Origin of the sequence: Bradyrhizobium sp. ERR14, assembly GCF_014198235.1 — a bacterium.
Lineage (GTDB): Bacteria > Pseudomonadota > Alphaproteobacteria > Rhizobiales > Xanthobacteraceae > Bradyrhizobium.
In genome coordinates, this window is sequence record NZ_JACIHD010000004.1 from 205,910 (window position 1) to 228,289 (window position 22,380).

At 65.2% G+C, this 22,380-nt stretch carries 18 protein-coding genes; 6 read left to right on the forward strand and 12 right to left on the reverse strand.

All coding sequences use genetic code 11. The features are described 5' to 3' along the window. Positions 1-17: 17 nt before the first annotated feature. From GGD62_RS14200 to murI, 6 genes are all read right to left on the reverse strand, one after another. Positions 18-1,085 carry a low specificity L-threonine aldolase gene (locus GGD62_RS14200; protein ID WP_183708857.1) on the reverse strand — a complete coding sequence of 356 codons (1,068 nt, stop codon included), beginning with the start codon at positions 1,083-1,085 and terminating at the stop codon, positions 18-20. Between the two features lie 89 nt (positions 1,086-1,174). Further along, positions 1,175-1,792 carry a 30S ribosomal protein S4 gene (rpsD, locus tag GGD62_RS14205; RefSeq protein ID WP_018316575.1) on the reverse strand — a complete coding sequence of 206 codons (618 nt, stop codon included), beginning with the start codon at positions 1,790-1,792 and terminating at the stop codon, positions 1,175-1,177. Positions 1,793-2,070: 278 nt separating this feature from the next. Continuing rightward, the gene (locus GGD62_RS14210; RefSeq protein ID WP_183708858.1) at positions 2,071-2,838 is read right to left on the reverse strand and encodes an acyltransferase; all 768 of its coding nucleotides are present in this window, start codon (positions 2,836-2,838) and stop codon (positions 2,071-2,073) included. Positions 2,839-2,941: 103 nt separating this feature from the next. Continuing rightward, positions 2,942-3,325: a cupin domain-containing protein gene (locus GGD62_RS14215; protein ID WP_018316573.1), complete on the reverse strand. Its 384-nt coding sequence runs from the start codon at positions 3,323-3,325 to the stop codon at positions 2,942-2,944. A gap of 66 nt (positions 3,326-3,391) precedes the next feature. Beyond that, the gene (locus GGD62_RS14220; protein ID WP_179734172.1) at positions 3,392-4,165 is read right to left on the reverse strand and encodes an HpcH/HpaI aldolase/citrate lyase family protein; all 774 of its coding nucleotides are present in this window, start codon (positions 4,163-4,165) and stop codon (positions 3,392-3,394) included. 61 nt (positions 4,166-4,226) lie between these two features. Next, the gene (gene murI / locus GGD62_RS14225) at positions 4,227-5,018 is read right to left on the reverse strand and encodes a glutamate racemase (protein WP_183708859.1); all 792 of its coding nucleotides are present in this window, start codon (positions 5,016-5,018) and stop codon (positions 4,227-4,229) included. Positions 5,019-5,261: 243 nt separating this feature from the next. Between murI and GGD62_RS14230 the strand changes: the two genes are divergently transcribed. After that, complete coding sequence (locus tag GGD62_RS14230) at positions 5,262-5,903, forward strand: glutathione S-transferase family protein (RefSeq protein ID WP_183708860.1); 642 nt, start codon at positions 5,262-5,264, stop codon at positions 5,901-5,903. A 10-nt stretch (positions 5,904-5,913) separates the two neighbouring features. On the opposite strand, the gene GGD62_RS14235 is transcribed toward GGD62_RS14230, so the two are convergent. Both GGD62_RS14235 and GGD62_RS14240 read right to left on the reverse strand, forming a co-directional pair. Next, positions 5,914-6,720, reverse strand: coding sequence for a Crp/Fnr family transcriptional regulator (locus tag GGD62_RS14235; RefSeq protein WP_018316569.1), 807 nt, complete (start codon positions 6,718-6,720; stop codon positions 5,914-5,916). 252 nt (positions 6,721-6,972) lie between these two features. Beyond that, positions 6,973-8,052, reverse strand: coding sequence for a SecDF P1 head subdomain-containing protein (locus GGD62_RS14240; protein WP_183230020.1), 1,080 nt, complete (start codon positions 8,050-8,052; stop codon positions 6,973-6,975). Positions 8,053-8,301: 249 nt separating this feature from the next. Here GGD62_RS14240 and GGD62_RS14245 point away from each other — a divergent pair, with 249 nt between their 5' ends. From GGD62_RS14245 to GGD62_RS14260, 4 genes are all read left to right on the forward strand, one after another. Next, on the forward strand, positions 8,302-10,209 hold the full coding sequence (locus GGD62_RS14245; RefSeq protein ID WP_183708861.1) for an acyl-CoA synthetase: 1,908 nt from the start codon (positions 8,302-8,304) through the stop codon (positions 10,207-10,209). A 196-nt stretch (positions 10,210-10,405) separates the two neighbouring features. Further along, positions 10,406-12,229 carry a caspase family protein gene (locus GGD62_RS14250; protein ID WP_183708862.1) on the forward strand — a complete coding sequence of 608 codons (1,824 nt, stop codon included), beginning with the start codon at positions 10,406-10,408 and terminating at the stop codon, positions 12,227-12,229. A gap of 152 nt (positions 12,230-12,381) precedes the next feature. Continuing rightward, the gene (locus tag GGD62_RS14255) at positions 12,382-14,226 is read left to right on the forward strand and encodes a caspase family protein (RefSeq protein WP_183708863.1); all 1,845 of its coding nucleotides are present in this window, start codon (positions 12,382-12,384) and stop codon (positions 14,224-14,226) included. Continuing rightward, entirely contained in the window at positions 14,226-16,067 is a 1,842-nt protein-coding gene (locus tag GGD62_RS14260) for a caspase family protein (protein WP_092259357.1), read from the forward strand. Before GGD62_RS14255 ends, GGD62_RS14260 begins: the two co-directional genes overlap by 1 nt. Before the next feature lie 24 nt (positions 16,068-16,091). On the opposite strand, the gene GGD62_RS14265 is transcribed toward GGD62_RS14260, so the two are convergent. Together GGD62_RS14265 and purB are read right to left on the reverse strand one after the other, a co-directional pair. Further along, positions 16,092-17,264 carry a M20 aminoacylase family protein gene (locus GGD62_RS14265; RefSeq protein WP_183708864.1) on the reverse strand — a complete coding sequence of 391 codons (1,173 nt, stop codon included), beginning with the start codon at positions 17,262-17,264 and terminating at the stop codon, positions 16,092-16,094. 106 nt (positions 17,265-17,370) lie between these two features. Further along, on the reverse strand, positions 17,371-18,678 hold the full coding sequence (gene purB, locus GGD62_RS14270) for an adenylosuccinate lyase (RefSeq protein ID WP_018316561.1): 1,308 nt from the start codon (positions 18,676-18,678) through the stop codon (positions 17,371-17,373). A 558-nt stretch (positions 18,679-19,236) separates the two neighbouring features. On the opposite strand from purB, the gene GGD62_RS14275 reads away from it, so the two are divergent. Next, entirely contained in the window at positions 19,237-19,824 is a 588-nt protein-coding gene (locus tag GGD62_RS14275) for a TetR family transcriptional regulator (RefSeq protein ID WP_183708865.1), read from the forward strand. Between the two features lie 431 nt (positions 19,825-20,255). On the opposite strand, the gene GGD62_RS14285 is transcribed toward GGD62_RS14275, so the two are convergent. Together GGD62_RS14285 and GGD62_RS14290 are read right to left on the reverse strand one after the other, a co-directional pair. Next, positions 20,256-20,906, reverse strand: a complete 651-nt coding sequence (locus tag GGD62_RS14285) for a response regulator transcription factor (protein WP_183234754.1) — start codon at positions 20,904-20,906, stop codon at positions 20,256-20,258. Positions 20,907-20,913: 7 nt separating this feature from the next. Beyond that, complete coding sequence (locus tag GGD62_RS14290; RefSeq protein WP_183708866.1) at positions 20,914-22,284, reverse strand: sensor histidine kinase; 1,371 nt, start codon at positions 22,282-22,284, stop codon at positions 20,914-20,916. Positions 22,285-22,380: the final 96 nt, after the last annotated feature.

The following is a 22,380-nucleotide window of genomic DNA, read 5'->3' on the forward strand; positions in this document are numbered from 1 at the left end:
GCTCGAATACGCGCTGACTACGCCCCGCGCACGGTCTCGCGCACGTACCCGATCGTCTCCTCGATCTGGCTCGCATCGACGTCGAGATGGGTGCAGGCGCGGATGCGGCCGTCCATCATCGCGAGCGTCACGCCGCGCTGGCGCAGTGCTGCAACCATCTTGTCGCCGGCAATGCCGGCGCCGTCGGGCTTGAAGAACACGAGGTTGGTCTCGGGCTCCTGCACCTCGACGCCGGGGATCTGCGACAGCCCGCGGGCAAGCGCGCGCGCATTGGCGTGGTCGTCGGCGAGGCGATCGACATGGTGGTCGAGCGCGTAGATGCAGGCGGCGGCGCAGATTCCGGCCTGCCGCATCGATCCGCCGAGGCGCTGCTTCCACTGCCAGACCGCATCGATGAAGGCGCGCGAGCCCGCGAGTACGCCGCCGATCGGCGCGCCCAGGCCTTTGGAGAAATCGATCCAGGCCGAATCCCAGCCCGCCGTCATGTCACGCGGGGAGATGCCGCTGGCGACGGTGGCATTGAGGAGACGTGCACCGTCCATGTGGGTGACGAGGCCGTGTTGCTTCGCGATCGCGACGATCTCGTCGAGCACTGCCTTCTTCCAGATCGTGCCGCCGCCGATATTGGCGGTCTGCTCGACGCTGACGACGGTCTGCGGCGGCTGGTAGCGCGTGCGTGGATGCAGGGCTTTCCGGAATGTCTCCGGCGTGAACTGGCCGTCGGGACCCCTAAGCTGCGTCACCTGAAAACCGCCGATCGCCGCATGCGCGCCGCCTTCGCGGGCGATGATGTGCGCGGTCTCGTGCGCCAGGATCTCGTCGCCGGGGCGGCAATGCACCAGCGTCGCGGTGACGTTGCACATGGTGCCCGAGGGCATGTAGACCGCGGCTTCCTTGCCGAGCAGATCCGCCACGCGCTCGCACAGCGCGTTCACGGTCGGATCGTCACCGACCTGCTCGTCGCCGACCTCGGCGCGCGCCATCGCCTCGCGCATCGCGGCCGTCGGCTTGGTCTGCGTGTCCGAGAGCAGATTGATGCGCACCGGCGGCGCCTTGGGATCGATCGGGGGAGGGGTGTAGAGCATGCGACGGCTCCTAACGCATTTGCGGCCACTGAATTGTGGCTCTTAAGCAAAAAGGCCCCGGCGAACCGGGGCCTTTCGATATTCAGATCTTAGCGCGAATAGAATTCGACGACCAGATGGGGCTCCATCTGCACCGGGAACGGCACGTCGGAGAGGCCGGGGATGCGCACGTATTTCGCGGTCATCTTGCCGTGGTCGACTTCGAGATAGTCGGGAGTGTCGCGCTCGGGGAGCTGGCTGGCTTCCAGCACGTGGGCGAGCTGCTTGGAGGCTTCCTTGACCTCGATCACGTCGCCGACCTTGAGCTGATAGCTCGAGATGTTGACCTTGCGGCCGTTCACCTTGATGTGGCCGTGGTTGATGAACTGGCGAGCGGCGAAGATCGTGGAAACGAACTTGGCGCGGTACACGACCGCGTCGAGACGACGCTCCAGCAGGCCGATCAGGTTCTCGCCGGTGTCACCCTTGAGGCGGCTCGCCTCGACATAGATGCCGTGGAACTGACGCTCGGAGATGTTGGCGTAGTAGCCCTTCAGCTTCTGCTTGGCGCGCAGCTGCACGCCGAAGTCCGAGAGCTTGCCCTTGCGGCGCTGGCCGTGCTGGCCGGGGCCGTATTCGCGGCGATTCACGGGGCTCTTCGGGCGGCCCCAGATGTTCTGGCCCATACGGCGATCGAGTTTGTACTTCGCCTCACTGCGCTTAGTCATCGCGTCCTCTTCAGGTACATGGTTTGAGGAAACGCGCCCTCCTGTGTGACGGGCTAGCCCGGCACTGACAGGTCCGATCCCCAAAGCTTCAAGGGAGAGGACCACGGGTCGCGAAACGCTTCGCGGGCCGAAATCGGCCCGCGAGCAGGCGGCTTTTAGGGGAGTTTGGGGTTCGCTGTCAATTGTTTAGCCCGTCATTCCGGGCGATGCGCCAGCATCGACCCGGAAATCTCGAGGTTCCGGGTTCGGCTCTGCGAGCTGCCCCGGAACGACGGTGCTTATGTCCCGACCACTCTTATCGGCTTTGACCCCGCCGCCCGCAATTCGGCAGCGATTTCAGTGTTCAGGACCTGTTCCAGCCGGGTCAGGACCCGGGCGATCGGGGCCGCATCAGTAACCCGGTGGTCCCAGCGGATCACGACATGAATGGTCTGGTCGGGCTCGACCAGGCCGTAGCTGACGATGAAGGGGCCCGGCGTGATCGGATGGAGCTCTCCGCCGCCATAGGCGGCCACCGAGCTCACCGCAAAGCTTCCGAACCAGTTGCCGCGCTGGCGGCCGAAATTGAGGCCGATCGCCCAGGACAGGCGCCGCAGCGGCAGCGGCAGGCGGGTTGCCCGCATGATCTTGCGGAACATCGGAACGTCTGCGATCGGCGCCGTCTTGCCGCGCCGGATCTCGGCATCGACCGCGGCCAGCGCCATGGCCTCGGGAGCCGCGATTCGCTGCGGCATCACGCATTCCTCGCCGTCCTCGACCCGGGCGATCGCCACCGACGCCACGCTGTTCGGCAATTCGTAGAACGTCGGCCAGGGCCATTTGGCGTAGACGGTGCGCAGGATCGGCTCGTCCCTGGCGACCAGGGCGAACGCCTTGACGAAGGTGGCAGCCCAGCCGGCCGGCGTGGCGGCTCCGGCGCGAGCCTCGAGCAGGGGGCGGATATTGAGCGAACGGGAGAGCGAAACGAACGGCACGTCCATCGACGCGCGCATGAGGTCGCAAATCAGGCGGCGCGGCAGCGAAATGGGCCTTGGCGTCCCCCGCATCGGTCTTCGGTTCCTACAGATGAAAAAATGTGCAGCGAGCGGGTCCCGCTCGCCGTTTCCTTTAGCACGAACCAACCCGCCAGGGGCTGAACGGTTCGACCAATCAGGGAGCCGGCGAAGCCAGCGGCTTGGTCTTGTCGACGACGTAAACTCCAAGCACTTTCATGGCTTTATCGCCATGAGCCTTGGCGTCATGCACGACGCCTGCCGGGATCTGGTAGGAATCGCCGGCTTTCAAGGTCTTCTCCGGCTGCCCGTCGACGAGGAGATTGAGCTCGCCTTCCAGCACATAACCGGTCTCAATTCCGGGATGGGTATGGCGTCCGGCCGCGCCGCCCGCCGGGACCTCCGCAATGGCGGTGACGGTATTATAGCCCTCCGGAAATTCGACTTTCTGGAGCGGGGTGCGCTTGATGCCAGGCTGCTGGGCGAAGGCGGCGACGGCGAGGCCGGTAAAGGTCAGAGCGAGCAAAGTCTTCTTGAGCATGGTTTTTCCTCCCTATTCGGCCGACCCTAGCAGGGCCGCAGTTCGCGGCAAGGTGGCAGGGCCTGCTCAGCGCCTGATGCCCTCGAACGCCGCCATGATGCCGCGCTGGAGCAGCGACCAGTCGAAGCCCAGCGCGATCGCGCGGTAGCCGCGGTCGACCAGGGCGTTGGCCTGGTCGGCGGTGCGGGCCACGCCGCCGATCGGCACGCCGCTTCTGAGGATGCCGGCCTCGGCGCGCGCGACCAGCTCCAGCAGTTCCGGATCGTCCATCTGGCCGCGCTTGTTGATGGATGTCGCGAGATCGCCGGGCCCGATCACGGCGACGTCGATGCCCGGCGTCGCCATGATCTCGTCGATGCGGTTGACGGCATCGACATGCTCGATGGTGATCATGCAGATCATCTCGTCGTCGGCGCTCGCCATGTAGTCCGGCATCGACTGGCCCCAGCGGAACGGCGCGTGGAAGGGCCCCCAGAGCCGGTCGCCGCGCGGCGGGTAGCGCACGCTGCGGACCGCCTTCTCGGCATCGTTGCGGTTCGTGATCATCGGAAAGTTGATGCCGAAGGCGCCGATGTCCATCGGGGCTTTCGCAAGCCACGGCTCATTCGCCGCGATCCGCACCAGGGGAGTGCACGGCGTGCCTGTGGTCGCGGCGATCATCGCATGCGCTTCGGTCAGCCCGATGGGACCATGCTCGAGATCGACGATGATCCAGTCGAGCGAGCGCGCCATGATCTGCACCATCTGCACGCTCGGGATGGTCGCGATCGCGCCGAAAGCGGGGCGGCCATCGCGCCACAATTGGCGGAGGCGGTTGAGCGGCGGAGTCTGGACCGACATGGAAAGGCCTGCAGTGAGGTGACAACGGCAAAACCTAGCAGCGCGGCGCCGATGCGCAAAGTCAGGCCAGCGCGCGGCCGCCGAAGAACGGCGTCAGCGTAGCCGAAAGGCCGTGCACGCGGTTCGAGGTGAAGATCATCTCGGCGCCGACCTGTGCGATGCCGCCGATGCGCGGGCCGAGCAGATCCGAGACGCGGCGGGCGATCGCCGGCGCGGGATCGATCCAGTCGACCGGCCAGGGTGCCAGCCGCTTCAGCCGGTCGAGCAGCAGCGGATAATGTGTGCAGGCGAGCACGACGGTGTCGGTGCGCGAGGTCGCGTCTTCGCCGACGAAGCAGGGGGCGAGTTCGGCCAGGATGTCGCCGTCGCTGACGGAAGCGCCGCTGAGTTCAGCTTCAGCCAGCGAGGCAAGCTCGGGCGAGCCGACCAGCGTCACCTCGCAGCCCTGCGCGAAATCGCGGATCAGGGCCTTGGTGTATTCGCGCTTCACCGTGCCCTTGGTGCCGAGCACCGAGACGCGGCGGGTCCTCGATTGCGCGCAGGCCGGCTTGATCGCCGGCACCGTACCGACGAAGGGCACCGAATAAGTGGCGCGCAAGTGGGACAGGACCAGGGTGGACGCCGTGTTGCAGGCGATGACGACGATATCAGGGTCATGCGTGCCGATCAGCTCACCCATCAGCGGCACGACGCGGGCGATGATCTCGTCCTCGCTGTGGTGGCCGTAGGGGAAGAAGGCGTCGTCGGCGACGTAGGCGAAATGGGCGTCCGGACGCGCGGCCACGACCTCGCGGAGCACCGTGAGCCCGCCAAGGCCGGAATCGAACACCAGGATCGTCGGAGGATTGGTCACGTCATTACCCTAGCCCGTCATGGTTACCATTCGGTTTTTAGGGCGATTTTGCGGCGGGGCCGTTTTGGAGGGAGGCTGGAGGCGCCGCGGACAGGACATACCCGGTGGGCTGGGCCCCGGCTCTGCAGCGCCGTCGAAGCGGCACCGCGCTGCATCCGGGACACAAGACCGAGATGCGTCCCCGGCAATGGCAGGCTATACGCGTCTTCACGACGTGCCCAACTTACCGCTGCAGGAGGCCGCATGCTCACCGTCCATCATCTCGGCAAGTCTCAGTCCGAGCGCATCGTCTGGCTCTGCGAGGAGCTGGGGCTTGACTACGAGCTGAAGCGCTACGCCCGCGATCCCGTCACCATGCTGGCGCCCCCGGAGTACAAGGCGCTGCACCCGAGCGGGGCGGCGCCCGTCGTGACCGACGGCGATCTCGTGCTCGCGGAGTCCGGCGCCATCGTCGACTACATCGTCGCAAAGTACGGCAACGGCCGTCTGGTGCTCGGCCCCAATGATCCCGCCTTCCCGCAGTTCCTGTACTGGCTTCACTTCGCCAATGGCACGTTGCAACCCGGCATGGGGCGGATGATGATTCTGAATCGACTCGATCTTGCAAAGGATAACCCGACCCTGCTTGCCATGAAGGGACGGCTCGATCGCTCCTACGATCTCCTCGACGCCCGCCTTCGCGATGCCGAATATCTGGCGGGCAATGCCTTCACCACCGCCCACATCATGATGGGCTTTTCGCTGACGACGATGCGCTACTTCCAGCCCTACGATGTCCAACGCTGCCCGAACGTGGTCAAATATCTCGGCCGTATCAGTGCACGTCCGGCCTATCGGCGCGCGATGGAGAAGGGCGACCCCGGCATGGCGCTGCTGCTAGGCTGAGCAGCGGCGATCACGCGATCCTGTTCGTCGTGGCCGCCCGCTCCGTGGCGAGCTGCTTCTGCAAACGATCGATGTTCTGCAGCAGGCGCTGGCTGGTCAGCACCAGGAAGTAATAGCCGAACTGCGGGTCCTGGAAGTAGATCTCGAGCAGCCGGTCGTAGGTGATCGTCAGCACCTGGCCGTCCTCGATGCATTCGATCGTTCCGGTGCGCCGGTTGTCGGGCGTCAGGAAGCCGAGCTCTCCCATCAGCGCTCCGGGCCCGATCTCGACATTGATCTCCTTGACCAGGAACTTGCCGGTGACCGTGAGGAGCATCTCCTTGGCAGGATCGCCCAGTTTGAACAGCGTGTCGCCGCTTCGATATTTGCGCTCGGTCATAAATGGCTTGAGCCATTCGATCGACATGTCGCCTTCGGCGGCATGGCGCGCCTTCTTGACCAGCTTGAGCATCTGCCGCAGGCGCAGGGCGTTGATCGGAAGCAGCAGCAGATAGAGCAGGAACGTCGCGACGTTGGCGGAGAGCGCGCCGAAAACGGCGAAGAACGCGCAGCCGATCATGTTGGCGACGCGCAGCGGCACCATGGTCCGCATCAAGAGGGTGGCGACGAAGAAACCGGCGCCGACCGCGGCGAACAGATTGGCAAACGTGATGTTGTGGACGAAGATCTCCAGCAGCCTATTGAAGATCGCGTCATAGGTGACGTTGTTCGGATCCAGGCCCATCTGGACCAGGATCTTCGCGATCCTGAGGTTGTCCGTTGCCGCATCGAGAATGCGGTCGAGAATCGAGGAAATGTCTGCGCTGCCGGACGGCATGGTACTAACCCCGCGTAAGGCTTTCAGTCCTGGTCGGTATGCTCGACACGTATAGCCGAAATCGAATGACGGCCGCCTGAAATGAAGCCTTTGGCCGTCACGCCGCAAGAGGCAAATTTTAGCCTGATCGGGCGTTTCGGCAATTGCCCGTTGGTTGTGCGTCCGGCCGCAACGCGGCCGTGATTCGGGGCGGGCTTCGGCGTCGCGGAACGGCCGGATGCCCCTGGTGGGGCGCGTCTGACGATCTTCGCCTTATGGCTTGGCGGCGGGTTGGATGACCTGCTGCTCGACGAGGCCAAGACGTCCGGGCAGCGAGCCGGCGCGCAGCAGCATGGCGACGCTGTTCGCCTCTTCCAGGGTGAAGTTGCCGGAAATCTGGACGGAGCCGCCGGTGATGGGCTCGCGGATCACCGGGGAGGAGATCACCTTGTCGTCGAGCGCGATGGCGAAGGGCATTCCAACGTTCTCTGCGGTGATGTGAGCGAAGCGCCGCGTACCGCGGCCGTTGAAGCGGAACGAGGCGATCGGCTCCTTAGTGCCGCTCGAGAATCCCGGCCCCGCGTAGCTGATGTCGTCGCCGTCGAGCGCGCTGGCCTTGACGAGATAGGGAAGCTTGTCCTTGAAGCCGAACATGACTTCCGTGCCCGCCGGAGGCGTGCCGGATTGCGCCTGCTCCGCCGACATCGTGACATCGATCAGGCGGAAGCTGACCTTGACCTTCCTGGCGAAGATCGCGGTGATGCGCTCGGGCTCCATCGTGCCCGGCAGAAAGATGCGGATGCGGTCCGTTCCCTCAGGCTGGACGCTGGCCAGAGTGACGCCGGCGTCCTTGAGGCGCTGCTCGATCATGGCGATGGAATCCTCGACGAGATCGCGCAGCCGTGCGGCGGATGCGGCATCGGTCGGCGCGAGCCTGATCAGCCCGTCTCCGGCGTCGGTCACGGCGAGGGCGTGCGTGGGCAATCCCTCTGCCGCCGAGGCGAGCTTGCGCGTCAGCAGCTCGCGGCCCTTGGCGTCCGCGATCTTGACCTCGACGCCGCCGTCACGAATCGCAAGGCCGGAGAAGGCGATCCGGCCCTCGCGCAGGGTCTTGTAGACGTCGTCGCGCAGATCCGTGGTGACCGCCTCCCGCAAGGCGTCACTGTCCACCTTGTAGATGATGCGCGATCCGCCCAGCTTCTCCATCTTGTCGGTGATGAATGCCGCGATCTTGGCCCGCATCTTGTCAAGCTGGCCGTCCGCGGCGAATGTTGCGGAGGGCAGCGCGATGGCTGTTGAGATAGCGCACGCGGCGATCAGCCGTGTGATGCGGTTCCGCAGGGACATCGTCATGGTGACCTCAAGTCTTGCGGCAGGGCGCTGGTGAGCGAATTCAGTGCCAGTTCTTGGTCCCCGGATCGGCCGCAGAGGTTCAAGCGCCTTAGGTTCGCGTTCGAGCGCCGCAGCCCGTTGGCAATGGACGAACGCCAAATCATCCATCATTCTGTCGGCGCCCGGCCGGCCATCGGTCGGGGCCTCGCCGACCCAAAAATGTCAAAAGACAGGGGGCGTGGACATACATCTGAGGGAGGACGGAATTCCATGGCGGGCATCCACGCGCTCGATCGGCTCATTGGCAATGACTATCCGGATCTTTTGACCGACGAGGAGGTCCGGGCGTTCGAGCGGGTCCCCTATGCGGACCGCATCGCTGCCGAGAGCACGCTTGACGCCATCAAATTGGGCGCGGCGCGCAATCCCGACGGCGCGGCGATCCAGTTTCTGCAAAATGCTGATCCCGCCGACACGCCACTGGTGGTCACCTACCGCGATTTCATTGCGCGCGTCACGCAGGCTGCCAACATGTTTCACGCGCTCGGCGCGGAGAAAGACGACGTCATCAGCTTCATGCTGCCGCTGGTGCCGGATGCCTTCGTGACGCTGTTCGGCGCGGAGGCCGCCGGCATCGCCAATCCCGTCAATCCGCTGCTCGAGCCGCACCAGATCGCGGAGATCCTTGATGCTGCAAACACCAAGATCCTGGTGGCGCTCGGGCCGATGCCGGGCACCGATATCTGGCAGAAGGTCGAGCAGATCCGCCCGCAACTCAAGCACCTCAAGGCGATCGTGCAGGTGTTCGGCGGCGGCGATCCGGCGAATGGCATCTTTGCTTTCAGCGACCTGATCAAGCAGCAGCCGTCGGATCAGCTTGTCAGCGGGCGCAAGATTTCGGGTGCCGACATCGCGGCCTATTTCCACACCGGCGGCACCACCGGCACGCCCAAGCTGGTGCGGCACACGCATACCAACCAGGTCTACCAGGCCTGGGCGCTCAACCTGCTGCTGAGGGCGAAGCCCGGTGCCAATTTGCTGTTCGGCATGCCGCTGTTTCACGTCGGGGGATCGCTGACCCAGGTGCTGACGATGCTGTCGGGCGGCGGCTCGCTGGTCGTGCTGTCGCCGAGCGGCTGGCGCAATCCGAATGCGGTGAAGAATATCTGGAAATTGGTCGAGCGCTTCAAGCCGGAAGCGCTGTCGAGCGTGCCGACGGTGCTCGCCGCAACGCTCGCGGTGCCACCTGATCAAGCCGACATCTCAAGCCTCAAATATGCCGCCGGAGGCGGCTCGGCGATCCCCGTCGCGGTCGGCTCGGCGATCCAGGACAAGCTGAAGCTGCCCGTGGTCGAGGTCTACGGCATGACCGAGACCTCGAGCGTGCACACGCTGGCCTATCCATCACGGCCGATCCGGCTCGGCTCGGTCGGCTTGCCCATGCCTTATGCGCGCGTGCGCATCGTGCAACTCGATGCCGATGGTCGCCTGATCCGCGACTGCGCTCCGGATGAGATCGGGGTCGTCATCATGGCAGGGCCCGGCGTGTTCGGCGGCTATCTCAACGACGAGCACAACAAGGGCGCGTTCGTCGACGAGGTCTGGGTCAATTCCGGCGATCTCGGCCGGCTCGACGCCGACGGCTATCTCTGGATCACCGGTCGCGCCAAGGACCTCGTGATCCGTGGTGGCCATAACATCGATCCCGCGCCGGTCGAGGAGATCATGTTCCGGCATCCCGCGGTCGGCTTCGCCGCCGTCGTCGGCCAGCCCGACGCCTATGCCGGCGAACTGCCGGTGGGCTACGTGCAGTTGAAGCCCGGCGCGACCGTGGAGCCCGGCGAACTGGAATCCTGGGTTCGCGAGCGCACGCCGGAGCGGGCCGCCGTCCCGGTGCAGGTCATTCCGATCGACCCGATGCCCGTGACCGGTGTCGGCAAGGTATTCAAGCCTCAATTGCGCTGGGACGCGGCTGAGCGCGTGTTCACCAAGGTGCTCACGCCGCTGGTCGAGCGCGGCATCGATTGCAGGGTCAAAGTCGGTGCCCATGGCAGTCACGGATCGATCGCCACCGTGACCCTTGCCGGCCTGCCATCGGACCAGCGCGAGGCGGTTGCGAGCGAGGTACACGCGCTGCTTGCACCCTTCGTCATGCGCCACGAGGTGGTGCAAATGTAAGCGGCCGGGACAGACGGCGGCGTCACCTGGAAAAACCAGGGTGACGCTTCGCCGCATTATCCTTACCCCCGTTAGACCGGCTTGTGTGACAAGAATCACATAGGAAGAATTAGCAATCGGCGACGCTAGCGAATAGTCTCAGGGAATTGCATCCGGGGGGACGCAAGTGATTCCGTTTCGGCTATTTGCTTTGTTGATGTTTGCGATTGGCCTTGCCTGCGGACCGGCGCATGCCGACCGGCGGGTCGCGCTTGTGATCGGCAATTCCGCTTACAAGAGCGCGCCCAAGCTCGGCAATCCCGTGAACGATGCCACGCTGGTCGGCGGCATGTTCAAGAAGGCGGGCTTTGATTCCGTCGACGTCCGGCTGGATCTCAGTGCCAGCGAGATGCGGCGCATGCTGCGCGAGTTTGCCGGCAGGTCGCGCGATGCGGACATGGCGGTGATCTACTACGCCGGCCACGGCATCGAGCTCGACGGCAACAATTATCTCATTCCGACCGACGCGACGCTGGAGACGGATGGCGACGTTCTCGATGAGACCATTCCGGTCGAACGCGCGCTGTTCGCGGTCGAGCCGGCCAAGCAGCTGCGCCTGATCATCCTGGATGCCTGCCGCGACAACCCGTTCGCCAAGTCGATGAAGCGCACGCTGGCTTCACGCGCCGTCGGGCGCGGGCTCGCCAAGGTCGAGCCGACCAGCCCGAACACGATGATTGCGTTCGCGGCCAAGGCGGGATCGACGGCGTCCGATGGCGATGCGCGAAACAGTCCGTTCGCCGCTGCGCTGGTCGAGCATCTGCCAAAGCCGGGCCTTGATCTGCGCAAGGCCTTCGGCTTCGTGCGCGACGACGTGCTCAAGAGCACGAACTACAAGCAGGAGCCCTATGTCTACGGCTCGCTCGGGGGCGACGACGTGCCCCTCGTCGTGCGGCCGGCCGCGACCGGTCCCCAGGCAAACCCGCAGGATGCCATCCGCAGGGATTACGAGCTCGCGCTTCAGCTTGCGACGCGCGACGGCTGGGAAGCGTTTCTGGCGGCGTATCCGGACGGTTTCTACGCCAACCTGGCCAAGGGCCAGTTGAACAAGATCGCCGCCGAAGAGACGCGCGCGTCGGCTGAGCAAAAGGCCAAGGCAGCCGAGCAGGAAAAGACCAGGCTGATCGCCGAGCGCGCCCAGAAGGCCGAGCAGGAGAAGGCAGCAGCTGCTGCCAAGGCGGCGGAAGAGGCGCGGATCGCCGCAGAGAAGCAAAAGCAGATCGAGCAAGCGAAAGCGGAAGCGGCCGAGCACCAGCGCAAGGTGGCTGAGGCGGCGGCTGCGAAGGCGCTTGCCGAGAAGCAGGCCGTGGAGAAGGCCAAGGCCGAGCTTGCCGCGAAGCAGGCGGCGGAGAGGGCTGAGCAGGCCGCAAAGCCGGCTGCCGATCGGCAGCTGCCCGAAGTCGAGAACCAGAAAGTCGCTGCGCTCTCGCCCGCGCCGGCCTCCACGTTATCGGCGGCTGATCTGACAAAATCCGTGCAGAGCGAGTTGCGCCGCGTCGGCTGCCTGTCCGCCGCCGCAGACGGCGACTGGAGCGCGACGTCGCAGCGCTCGCTGACGCTGTTCAACAAATATGCCGGCACCCAGCTCGACGTGAAGCTCGCGAGCGTGAATGCGCTCGATGCGCTGAAGGCGAAGCCTGGACGGGTGTGCCCGCTGGTGTGCAATTTCGGCTTCAAGGCCGACGGCGACCAATGCGTCAAGATCACCTGCCGCGCCGGCTATCGCGTCGGCGACGATAACGAGTGCGAGAAGGTGCCGGAGAAGAAGCCGGTCGCGACGCGCGAGGACACGCGGAAGCGCGACGCAGACCGCAGGGCAAGTGAAACCGCGCCGCCCAAGCCCGAGGCGAGCGGGCAGATCATTTGCAGTTCGACCGGCTGCCGTCCGGTGCAAAAAGGGTGTCGGCTCGTCAGCGGGGTCATCCCTGGCAGGGTCAGCTCGAACACCGCGACCGGAGGTTCCTACGAGGTGTGCAACTAAAGCATGATCCGGAAAAGTGCGCAGCGGTTTTCCGAAAAGATCATGCTTAAATAACAACCTAAAGCGCGATGACGATACATCTCATCGCATCGCGCTTTAGCTTCCCTGATTGACCGGTTCCATGCAGTGCATCGAGGCCCGCGGGTGATGTGGTGAATATTGTTAGATCCTTTTGCGTATTAATTGTTGCAGCTCTCGTCACTTGCGCGCCCGCGCAGGCCGAGAAACGAGTAGCGCTCGTCATCGGCAATTCCGCCTATAAGAGCGTGCCGAAGCTGGCCAACCCGGCGAGCGACGCCGGCTTGATCGGCGGCATGTTGAAGAAGGCTGGCTTCGATACGGTCGACGTCAAGCAGGACTTGAACGCGTCTGAAATGCGCAAGGCGCTACGCGAATTCGGCGGGCGGACCCGGGATGCCGATGTCGCGGTCATCTACTATGCGGGCCACGGCATGGAGGTGGACGGCACCAACTATTTGATCCCGACCGATGCCGCGCTCGAGACCGACACCGACGTCTACGACGAGGCGTTACCGATCGATCGCGTGCTGGTGAGCATCGAGCCCGCCAAACAGCTTCGTCTCGTCATTCTCGATGCCTGCCGCGACAATCCCTTCGCCAAATCCATGAAGCGCACGGTGGCCTCGCGCGCGATCGGCCGCGGCCTCGCCAAGGTCGAGCCAACCACTCCGAACACGATGATTGCGTTTGCGGCCAAGGCCGGTTCGACGGCGTCCGATGGAGACTCCCGGAACAGCCCGTTCGCCACGGCTCTCTCGGACCACCTGCCAAAGCCCGGCCTGGATCTGCGCAAAGCGTTCGGCTTCGTGCGCGATGACGTGCTGAAGAGCACCGCGAACAAGCAAGAGCCATTCGTGTATGGCTCGCTCGGCGGCGATGACGTGCCGCTCGTTCCTGCCAAGCCCGTTGCGACCGGCCCGCAAGCCAATCCGCAGTCTGAGCTCAGGCGAGACTATGAACTTGCGCTCCAACTCGGCACCCGTGACGGCTGGGAAGCGTTCCTGGCGCAATATCCTGAGGGATTCTATGCCAATCTCGCCAAAGGCCAGTTGAACAAGATCGGCGCCGAGGAGACGCGTGCTTCAGCCGAGCAAAAGGCGAAGGCGGCCGAACAGGAAAAGACCAGGCTCATTGCCGAGCGCGCCCAGAAGGCCGAGCAGGACAAGGCGGCCGCTGCGGCCAAAGTTGCCGAAGAGGCCCGCATTGCCGCAGAGAAGCAGAAGCAGATCGAGCAGGCGAGGGCCGAGGCGGCCGAGCAGCAGCGCAAGGTTGCCGAGGCGGCCGCAGCGAAGGCATTGGTCGAGAAGCAGGCGGCGGAGAAAGCCAAGGCCGAGCTCGCGGCAAAGCAGGCGGCAGAGAGGGCGGAGCAGGCCGCAAAGCCGGCCGCCGATCGGCAGCTGCCCGAAGTCGAGAACCAGAAAGTGGCCGCGCTCTCGCCGGGGCCGACAGCTACGTTGTCGGCGGCCGAGCTTTCCAAATCCGTACAGAGCGAATTGCGCCGCGTCGGTTGCCTGAGTTCGTCCGCGGAGAGCGAGTGGAGCTCGGCCGCGCAGCGCTCGCTGACACTGTTCAACAAATATGCGGGCACCCAGCTCGACGCGAAGATCGCGAGCGTGGATGCACTCGACGCACTGAAGGCGAAGCCGGGACGGGTCTGTCCGCTGGTGTGCAATTTCGGCTTCAAGGCCGACGGCGATCAATGCGTGAAGATCGCCTGCCGCGCCGGCTATCGCGTCGGCGAGGACAATGAATGCGAGAAGGTCCAGGAAAAGAAGCCGGTCGCGACGCGCGAGGATTCGCGGCGGCGGGATACGGATCGGAAACAGAGCGAGTCCGCGCCATCGGCGCCGCAGGCCTCGGGACAGATGATCTGCAACAACGCCGGATGCAGGCCGATCGCCAAGGGATGCCGGCTCGGAACGGCCAATCATCCTGCCACTCCTACGGTGAAGATACCGGCTGAAATATGCAACTGATGATGAAGCACATCTTTCGGGCTTGCTCCATCGCGCTGACGGCCCTCGCTTTTTTTGTTCTTGCGACCTGGCTCGTTTGCGGACCGGCCCTTGCCGAAAAGCGCGTCGCGCTCGTGATCGGCAATTCCGCCTACAAGAACACGCTGCGGCTCACCAATCCCGTGAACGATGCTGCCCTGATCGGCGACATGTTCAAGAAGTCCGGCTTCGATGCGGTCGACGTCAAAACAGACCTCAATGCCTCCGAGATGCGGCGGACGCTGCGTGACTTTGCCGGCAGGGTCCGCGACGCCGACATGGCGGTGATCTACTACGCCGGCCACGGCATCGAGCTCGACGGTAACAACTATCTCATCCCGACCGACGCCATGCTGGAGACCGACGGCGACGTTCTCGACGAGACGGTTGCGCTCGATCGTGCGCTGTTCGCCGTCGAGCCGGCCAAGCGGCTGCGCCTCGTCATCCTCGACGCCTGCCGCGACAATCCCTTTTCCAAGACCATGAAGCGCATGGTGGCCTCGCGCGCGATCGGGCGAGGTCTTGCCAAGGTCGAGCCGACCAGCCCGAACACGATGATCGCGTTCGCTGCCAAGGCGGGATCGACGGCATCCGACGGCGATTCCCGCAACAGTCCCTTCGCCACGGCGCTGGTCGAGCACCTGCCGAAGCCGGGGCTTGATCTGCGCAAGGCGTTCGGCTTCGTGCGGGACGATGTCTTGAAGAACACCGGCAACAGGCAGGAGCCCTATGTCTACGGCTCGCTCGGCGGCGACGACGTGCCGCTGGTGCCAGCGAAGCCGGTCACTGTGGCGGGGCCGCAGGCCAATCCACAGGACAGCGTGCGCAGGGACTATGAGCTTGCGCTTCAGGCCGGCCTGCGTGAGGCCTGGGAAGCCTTCCTGCAGACCTATCCGGATGGCTTCTACGCCAACCTCGCCCGCGTGCAGCTGAAGAAGATTGCCGCCGAGGAGGAGCGCACGGCGGCGACCGAGAAGGCACGGCAGGCCGAGCAGGAGAAGGTGAAGCTCGCCGCTGAACGGGCCCACAAGGCGGAGCTGGAAAAGGCCGCCGCTGCCGCCAAAGCCGCCGAGGATGCGCGGATCGCTGCGGAGAAGCAAAAGCAGATCGAGCAGGCGAAGGCTGAAGCAGCCGAGCGCGAGCGCAAGGTCGCCGAGGCGGCGGCCGCGAAAGCGCTCGCGGAGAAGCAGGTCATGGAGAAGGCGGCGGCCGACGCCGCCGCGAAGCACGTTGCGGAAAAGCAGGCCGCTGATGCCGAGAGCAAGAAGGTTGCAGCGCTTTCGCCGCCGCCGAGCTCCGCTCCGGCGCAAGATCTGCCGAGATCCGTGCAAGTCGAGCTGCGGCGCGTCGGCTGCATGAAGGCCGAGCCGTACAGCGAGTGGAGCGAGACGGCGCAACGCTCGCTGACGCTGTTCAACAAATACGCCGGCACCAAATTCGATGCGAAGATTGCGAACGCCGATGTGCTGGACGCCCTCAAGGGAAAGTCGGGGCGGGTGTGTCCCCTGGTTTGCGAGCGCGGCTTCAGGGCGGATGGAGACCAATGCAGCAAGATCGTGTGCCGTGCTGGTCACCGTATCAGCGACGACAACGAATGCGAGAAGATCCCGGAGAAGAAGCCCGTCGCGACGCGCGATGAACCCGCAAGACGTGACTCGGACCGGAAAAAGAGTGAGTCATCGCCGGCTGCTTCACAAGCGAATTCGTCCGGCCAGATCGTATGCACGAATGCCGGCTGCCGGCCCCTTCGTCCCGGCTGCAAGCTGGGACGATCGCCGAGCGTTGCCATTAACGGTGGCGGCTTGACCGAGGTCTGCAATTGAAGCGGCCCCCGCTGAGGCGAGGGATTACCCCGCCGGCATCCGCGTCTCGATCATGCGCACCCAGAACGAGGCGCCGTGGCCGAGGATGTTGTCGTTGAAGACATAGGCCGGGTGATGGCACTCGTTGCCGTCGCCCATGCCGACCAGCACCATCGCGCCGGGACGCGCCTCCAGCATGAACGAGAAATCCTCGGCGCCCATCATCGGGATGAACTTGTCGTTGACACGATCGGCGCCGACGATGTCGCGGGCGACGTCGGCGGCAAGGCCGGCCTCGCGCGCATGGTTCATCGTCACCGGATACATCCGGCTGTATTTGGTCTCGGCCGAACCGCCATAGGCGCGGGCGACGCTATCGGCGACTTCGCCGATGCGGCGCTCGACGAGATCGCGCACCTCGGGATCGAGCGTGCGCACGGTACCGCCGAGCTCGGCGACCTCCGGGATGATGTTGAAGGCGGTGCCGGAGTGGAATTGCGTGATCGAGATGACCGCCGACTTCAGCGGATCGACGTTGCGCGCCACGATCGATTGCAGCGCGTTGACGATCTGCGAGCCGATCAGCACGCTGTCGACGGATTTGTGCGGGCCCGCGCCGGCGTGGCCGCCCTTGCCGTGGACCGTGATCTGGATGTTGTCGGAGGAGGCCAGCATCGCGCCGGGCGTGGTCGCGAAATGGCCTTCCGGTAGGCCCGGCATGTTGTGCATGCCGTAGACCTCCTGGACGTTCCAGCGCGTCATCAGCCCGTCCTCGACCATGGCCTTGCCGCCCCCGCCACCTTCCTCGGCGGGCTGGAAGATCATGATCGCCGTGCCGTCGAAATTGCGCGTCTCGGCGAGATATTTGGCGGCGCCCAGCAGCATCGCGGTGTGGCCGTCATGGCCACAGGCATGCATCTTGCCGGGGACCTTCGACGCATAAGGCACGCCCGACGTCTCCATGATCGGCAGCGCGTCCATGTCGGCGCGGAGCCCAATGGTCTTGCCGGAGGCGGATTTGCGGCCGCGGATCACCCCGACGACGCCGGTGCGCCCGATACCCGTCACCACTTCGTCGCAGCCGAATTCGCGCAACTTCTCGGCGACGATGCCGGCGGTGCGGTGGACCTCGTAGAGCAATTCGGGGTTCTCGTGGAAGTCATGGCGCCAGGCGGCCATTTCGTCGGAGAGGGCGGCAACGCGGTTGACGATGGGCATGGGGTGGGATCCGTTTTTTCTTCGTAGGGCGGGTTAGCGTAGCGTAACCCGCCGCGATGCCGGGACGGAAGGCGGATTACGCTACGCTAATCCGCCCTACAAGATGTCAGCTTTCGCCGAACACGCGCTTGAAGATCGTGTCGACGTGCTTGAGGTGATAGCCGAGGTCGAACTGCTCCTCGATCTCGGCGTCCGAGAGATACTTCTTCACCTCGGTGTCCTTCTTCAGCAGCTGAAGGAAATCGCCTTCACCGCGCCAGACCGGCATCGCGTTGCGCTGCACCAGCTTGTAGGCGTCCTCGCGGCTCGCGCCCTTCTGCGTGAGCGCCAGGAGCACGCGCTGCGAATGCACGAGGCCGCCGAGGCGGTCGAGGTTCTTCTGCATGTTGGCGGGATAGACCAGCAGCTTGTCGATCAGGCCGGCGAGGCGCACCAGTGCGAAGTCGAGCGTCACGGTGGCGTCCGGGCCCATCATGCGCTCGGCCGAGGAGTGCGAGATGTCGCGCTCGTGCCAGAGCACGACGTTCTCCAGCGCAGGCGTCACATAGGCGCGCACCATACGGGAGAGGCCGGTGAGGTTTTCCGACAGCACCGGGTTGCGCTTGTGCGGCATCGCGGAGGAGCCCTTTTGTCCTTCCGAGAAGAACTCTTCGGCCTCCAGCACTTCGGTGCGCTGCATGTGGCGGATCTCGACCGCGATGCGCTCGACCGAAGAGGCGATCACGCCGAGCGTCGAGAAATACATCGCATGGCGGTCGCGCGGGATCACCTGGGTCGAGATCGGCTCGGGGACGAGGCCCATGGCTTTCGCAACGTGCTCTTCGACGCGCGGATCGATCTGCGCGAAGGTGCCGACGGCGCCTGATATGGCGCAGGTCGCGACCTCCTTGCGCGCCGCGATCAGGCGCTCCTTGGCGCGCGAGAATTCGGCATAGGCATAAGCGAGCTTGAGGCCGAAGGTGACGGGCTCGGCATGGATGCCGTGGCTGCGGCCGATGGTCGGCGTCATCTTGTGCTCGAAGGCGCGCTTCTTGAGCGCGGCCAGCACCTTGTCGAGGTCGGCGAGCAGCAGGTCGGCGGCGCGGGTGAGCTGGACGTTGAGGCAGGTATCGAGCACGTCGGACGAGGTCATGCCCTGGTGAACGAAGCGCGCCTCGGGGCCGACGATCTCGGCGAGGTGAGTGAGGAAGGCGATGACATCGTGCTTGGTCTCGCGCTCGATCTCGTCGATGCGGGCGACGTCGAAGGTGGCGTCCTTGGCCTTGGCCCAGACGGTTTTGGCGGCCTCCTTCGGGATGGTGCCGAGCTCGGCGAGGGCGTCCGCCGCATGCGCCTCGATCTCGAACCAGATCTTGAACCGGGTCTGCGGCTCCCAGATCGAGGCCATTTCCGGGCGGGTATAGCGGGGGATCATCTGACGGCTCCAGGAAGGTGGGCGGGCGATCCCGAGGGGCGGCGCCGGCCAAAATGCTTTTTACGCCGTGATTTAACAGAGCAGGCAGGGCGAAACAAACGGTCTGGGCCCCGGGAGAGGGGGATCGCCGAGCTATCCACCGGACCGGAGGCAGGGGGTTGGCGACCCCAGCCGCAAATATTAACTGTCAATCACGGATCATTGACTGACAGATATTGAAATCTGTCAGCGGGACGTGTATATCCGTTCTCGGACGCTCCGATTGGGCGTCCCGCGACAAGCCCCGGGGAGCCCGACATCCGAGCCAAGCTCGGATCGGAGGGCGGATTGAAGAGCGGGGACCGCGGACGAATGGAGACTTAAGAGAATGACAACCGAAATCATCAACCTCACCGGCGCGATTGGGCATTGGCTCAATTTGCTGGTGGCGCGCCAGATCGCGGCGCAGGCTGCAAAACTGCCTCATTAAGGCGAGAGCTTTCCGAAACGGCCGGCATGGGCGCTTCGGAAGCAGCTCCATCGCCGGATAACTGAGCCCAACGGGAACATGGTGCTGGCATGAATGAAGCCGTTGTCTTGACGCCGGAGCGGATCCTCGAAGTGACCGAGGACGTCTTGCGGCGTTACGGACTTGCCAAGGCCACCGTGGTCGACGTTGCCCGTGCGCTCGATGTGAGCCACGGCAGCGTCTATCGCCATTTCCCGAGCAAGGCCTCGCTGCGCGAGGCCGTCGCCAAACGCTGGCTGGACCGCATCGACGCGCCGCTCCGCCAGATCGCCGCGGAGCAGGGCCCGGCGCCGGCGCGGCTCGAGCGCTGGCTGCGCACGCTGTTCGCCGCCAAGCGTTCGCGTGTGCTCGACGACCCCGAGATGTTCGAGACCTATCTGACGCTGGCGCGCGAGGCCTGCGCGGCCGTCAAATGTCACAAGGACACCATGATCGACCAGATCTCGGCGATCCTGACTGACGGCGTGAAGCAGGGCGCATTCGCCATCGGCGACGTCAAGACCACCGCGCGCGCGATCTTCGATGCCACCGTTCGCTTCCACCATCCGGCGCATGCCGACGAATGGAAGGACGCCGATCTGCCGGCGCGTGTCGACGGGACGCTCGCGCTGGTGCTGCGCGGCCTGAAGGCGGCCTAGACCCGGAGGCCTACCTCACCCTCTTGCCTTGTGAAGAAGCGCACTCTCCCGAACGGGGGGCGCGGCCGTTGCGTGCCTGCGCGGCTGAAACGCACCGCCGTTGGTCGCCGGTACGACTGGCGGGCTCTCCGGATATGCATTGACCGCGATTTCGACGGCATCCTTTGACCGCTTTCGAAGGCGGTAGAATGTCAGCTCCTGCTCGAGCATGGGGCAGCGGAAGTGGACGACGGCCGTATCGGGCAGGCGGCAAAGTTCATCGATGAGCTCGCCTACGGTGATGATCGGGGGATGGTCGACTGCCTTGTGATGAGCCTTACTCATGGCGATTCCTCCACTCTACTCCTAACCGGAGCCGGATGGCCTCCGTTCCATCGGGCCCGGCAGATTCGAAATCTTCAAGTGACGTGGGGAAAGCGGCAGCCCCGCTGCTAGATCTTCGTCAGCCCGCAGGTCGCGGCGAGCCGCACCAGCTGCGCGTCGGTGCGCGCGCCGGTCTTGGTCTTGATCAAATAGTGGTAGTTCTGCACTGTCTTCACACTGAGATTGAGATGCGTCGCGATCTGCTCGGTGGTGGCGCCGCCGGCAAATTGACGCAGGATCTCGATCTCGCGTTCGCCCAGCTGATCCAGCGCTGAGCCCGCCGACAGGCTGTCCTCGGCGAGGATGTGCGCGATATCGTCGCTCATGGCCCGCTCGCCGCGCGCGACAGCGCGGATCGCGGTGACGACGGCGGACGGCTCGCTGCTCTTGGTAACGAAGCCGCTGGCTCCCGCGCTGAAGGCGGCTTTTACCAGCACGGCCTCGTTGTGCATGGTGAAGACGAGGATCCGCGCCCGCGGACTGCGCGCGCGGATGTTGCGGATCGCCTCCAGCCCGCTCGCGCCGGGCATCGAGATGTCGAGCAAGACGACCTCGGGATCATGCGCCTTGAAAGCGCCGTAGGCGTCCGCGGCGTTGTCGGCCTCCGCCACTACATGCAGGTCGCCCTGGCTTTCCAGCACGCGCCGATAGCCTTGGCGGACGATCGGGTGGTCGTCTACGAGCAGCACGGAGATGCCTGTTGCTGCAACCTCGCTCATTCCGCCCTCACGCGGCGAGTGGGATGGTGGCGGCGACACTGAGGCCGCCGCGGGCGGGCAGGATCGAGAGCGATCCGCCGGCCGCCGTGACGCGCTCGCGGATGCCGGTCAGGCCGAAGCCGGCCGATTGCGAGACGCGCTCCGCATCACCGCCGCCGTCGTCCTCGACGCGGATGAGCAGCGCGTCGTCCTCGCCGGCCCGGCGTTCGATGCGCAAAGAGATCTCGCGCGCCGCACCGTGACGCAGCGCGTTGGTCAGGCATTCCTGTGCCACGCGATAGGCCGTGGTGGCGGCCGGACCGCTGATGTCAGTGAGGTCACCCCTGAGATCGAGCTGGATCGTCGGCCGCGCCGCGCTCTGCGAGCGCCAGCTGTCGACGAGGTTGACGAGGCTTGCCTCGAGCCCGAGCTCCTCGGGCAGGGGATTGCGCAGACGCTTCAGCGCATCGCGGAGCGATGCCATCAGATGATGGGTCGCCTGCGAGATCATGCGCGCATCCTGCGCGATGCCATTATCCCGGTTGTCTTTCGTGCTCGCCGTTTCGATCGTGTTGGCGAAGGCGAGAATGGCGGAAAGATTCTGTCCGAACTCGTCGTGCAGCTCGCGGGCGAGGGCGCGGCGCTCGTCGTCGCGGATCTCGATCAGGCGCCGCGTCAGCGCGGCGCGCTGCTCGGTGGCTTCCTCCAGCCGGCCGCCGAGTTCGTCGACGGCGCCGCCGATCATCGCCAGCTCCATGGAGCGGAAGCGCGGCAGTTTGGTGCGATACTGCCCGCGCGCCATGCGCTGCAGGGCGGTCACGATCGTGCGCGCCGGTGCCAGCGCATGCGCGATCGCCAGCGAAGCCAGCAGCGCGATCGCCGCCGCCATCAGTAGCGCGACGTCGATCACGTTGAGGATGTATTCCCAGGCGAGCGAGATGGCGGCCGCGGCATCCGGCGTCGCGACCACGGTGCCGGCGGTCGCGGCGCGTGGACTGACGGGCCGAACCACCTCGGCGTGGCTGCCGAGGAAGGTCGGCACGATCGCGGCGAACCAGCGCGGCGGGATCTTGCCCAGCCCTTCGCTCTGGCCGCAGAGCGGCTTCTCGAATGCCGCGGCTGGCTGGAACTCGACGCAGACTCCGGGCGAGATCAGCTTCATGGTCTCCAAGGTGCGCCAGTCCGGAACGGGCAGGAGATGCTCGCGCGCTCTGCTGCTGCGCAACAAAAGCTCGCGCCAATACAGCGCCTGAAGCGCCTGCGCGACCCGCTGCGCCGAGGCCGCAGTGGACCGGTCGACGCTGCGATAGGCGTCGAATGTGGCCCATATGGTTGCCGCGCCAAGGCACAGGGCCACGATAAGCAGCAGACGGGCGACAAGCTGAAGCACGAGGCGCATGCGATCATCCCCGACGTTTGATAAGCTCAGCCTAACAACGCCGCCGCACCTTGCCAATTGCGGGGTGTGGCGGGACTGCTGCTCGGGCAAATTTCC

What these genes read in the sequence shown, in the direction of transcription:
- rpsD (WP_018316575.1), bottom strand. Translation starts at nt 1,792, where the DNA reads ATGACTAAGCGCAGTGAGGCGAAGTACAAACTCGATCGCCGTATGGGC.
- GGD62_RS14220 (WP_179734172.1), bottom strand. Translation starts at nt 4,165, where the DNA reads ATGTCGGTCCAGACTCCGCCGCTCAACCGCCTCCGCCAATTGTGGCGC.
- GGD62_RS14260 (WP_092259357.1), top strand. Translation starts at nt 14,226, where the DNA reads ATGATGAAGCACATCTTTCGGGCTTGCTCCATCGCGCTGACGGCCCTC.
- GGD62_RS14210 (WP_183708858.1), bottom strand. Translation starts at nt 2,838, where the DNA reads ATGCGGGGGACGCCAAGGCCCATTTCGCTGCCGCGCCGCCTGATTTGC.
- GGD62_RS14290 (WP_183708866.1), bottom strand. Translation starts at nt 22,284, where the DNA reads ATGCGCCTCGTGCTTCAGCTTGTCGCCCGTCTGCTGCTTATCGTGGCC.
- GGD62_RS14235 (WP_018316569.1), bottom strand. Translation starts at nt 6,720, where the DNA reads ATGCCGTCCGGCAGCGCAGACATTTCCTCGATTCTCGACCGCATTCTC.
- GGD62_RS14245 (WP_183708861.1), top strand. Translation starts at nt 8,302, where the DNA reads ATGGCGGGCATCCACGCGCTCGATCGGCTCATTGGCAATGACTATCCG.
- GGD62_RS14250 (WP_183708862.1), top strand. Translation starts at nt 10,406, where the DNA reads ATGTTTGCGATTGGCCTTGCCTGCGGACCGGCGCATGCCGACCGGCGG.
- GGD62_RS14215 (WP_018316573.1), bottom strand. Translation starts at nt 3,325, where the DNA reads ATGCTCAAGAAGACTTTGCTCGCTCTGACCTTTACCGGCCTCGCCGTC.
- GGD62_RS14285 (WP_183234754.1), bottom strand. Translation starts at nt 20,906, where the DNA reads ATGAGCGAGGTTGCAGCAACAGGCATCTCCGTGCTGCTCGTAGACGAC.
- GGD62_RS14240 (WP_183230020.1), bottom strand. Translation starts at nt 8,052, where the DNA reads ATGACGATGTCCCTGCGGAACCGCATCACACGGCTGATCGCCGCGTGC.
- GGD62_RS14230 (WP_183708860.1), top strand. Translation starts at nt 5,262, where the DNA reads ATGCTCACCGTCCATCATCTCGGCAAGTCTCAGTCCGAGCGCATCGTC.
- GGD62_RS14275 (WP_183708865.1), top strand. Translation starts at nt 19,237, where the DNA reads ATGAATGAAGCCGTTGTCTTGACGCCGGAGCGGATCCTCGAAGTGACC.
- purB (WP_018316561.1), bottom strand. Translation starts at nt 18,678, where the DNA reads ATGATCCCCCGCTATACCCGCCCGGAAATGGCCTCGATCTGGGAGCCG.
- GGD62_RS14200 (WP_183708857.1), bottom strand. Translation starts at nt 1,085, where the DNA reads ATGCTCTACACCCCTCCCCCGATCGATCCCAAGGCGCCGCCGGTGCGC.
- GGD62_RS14265 (WP_183708864.1), bottom strand. Translation starts at nt 17,264, where the DNA reads ATGCCCATCGTCAACCGCGTTGCCGCCCTCTCCGACGAAATGGCCGCC.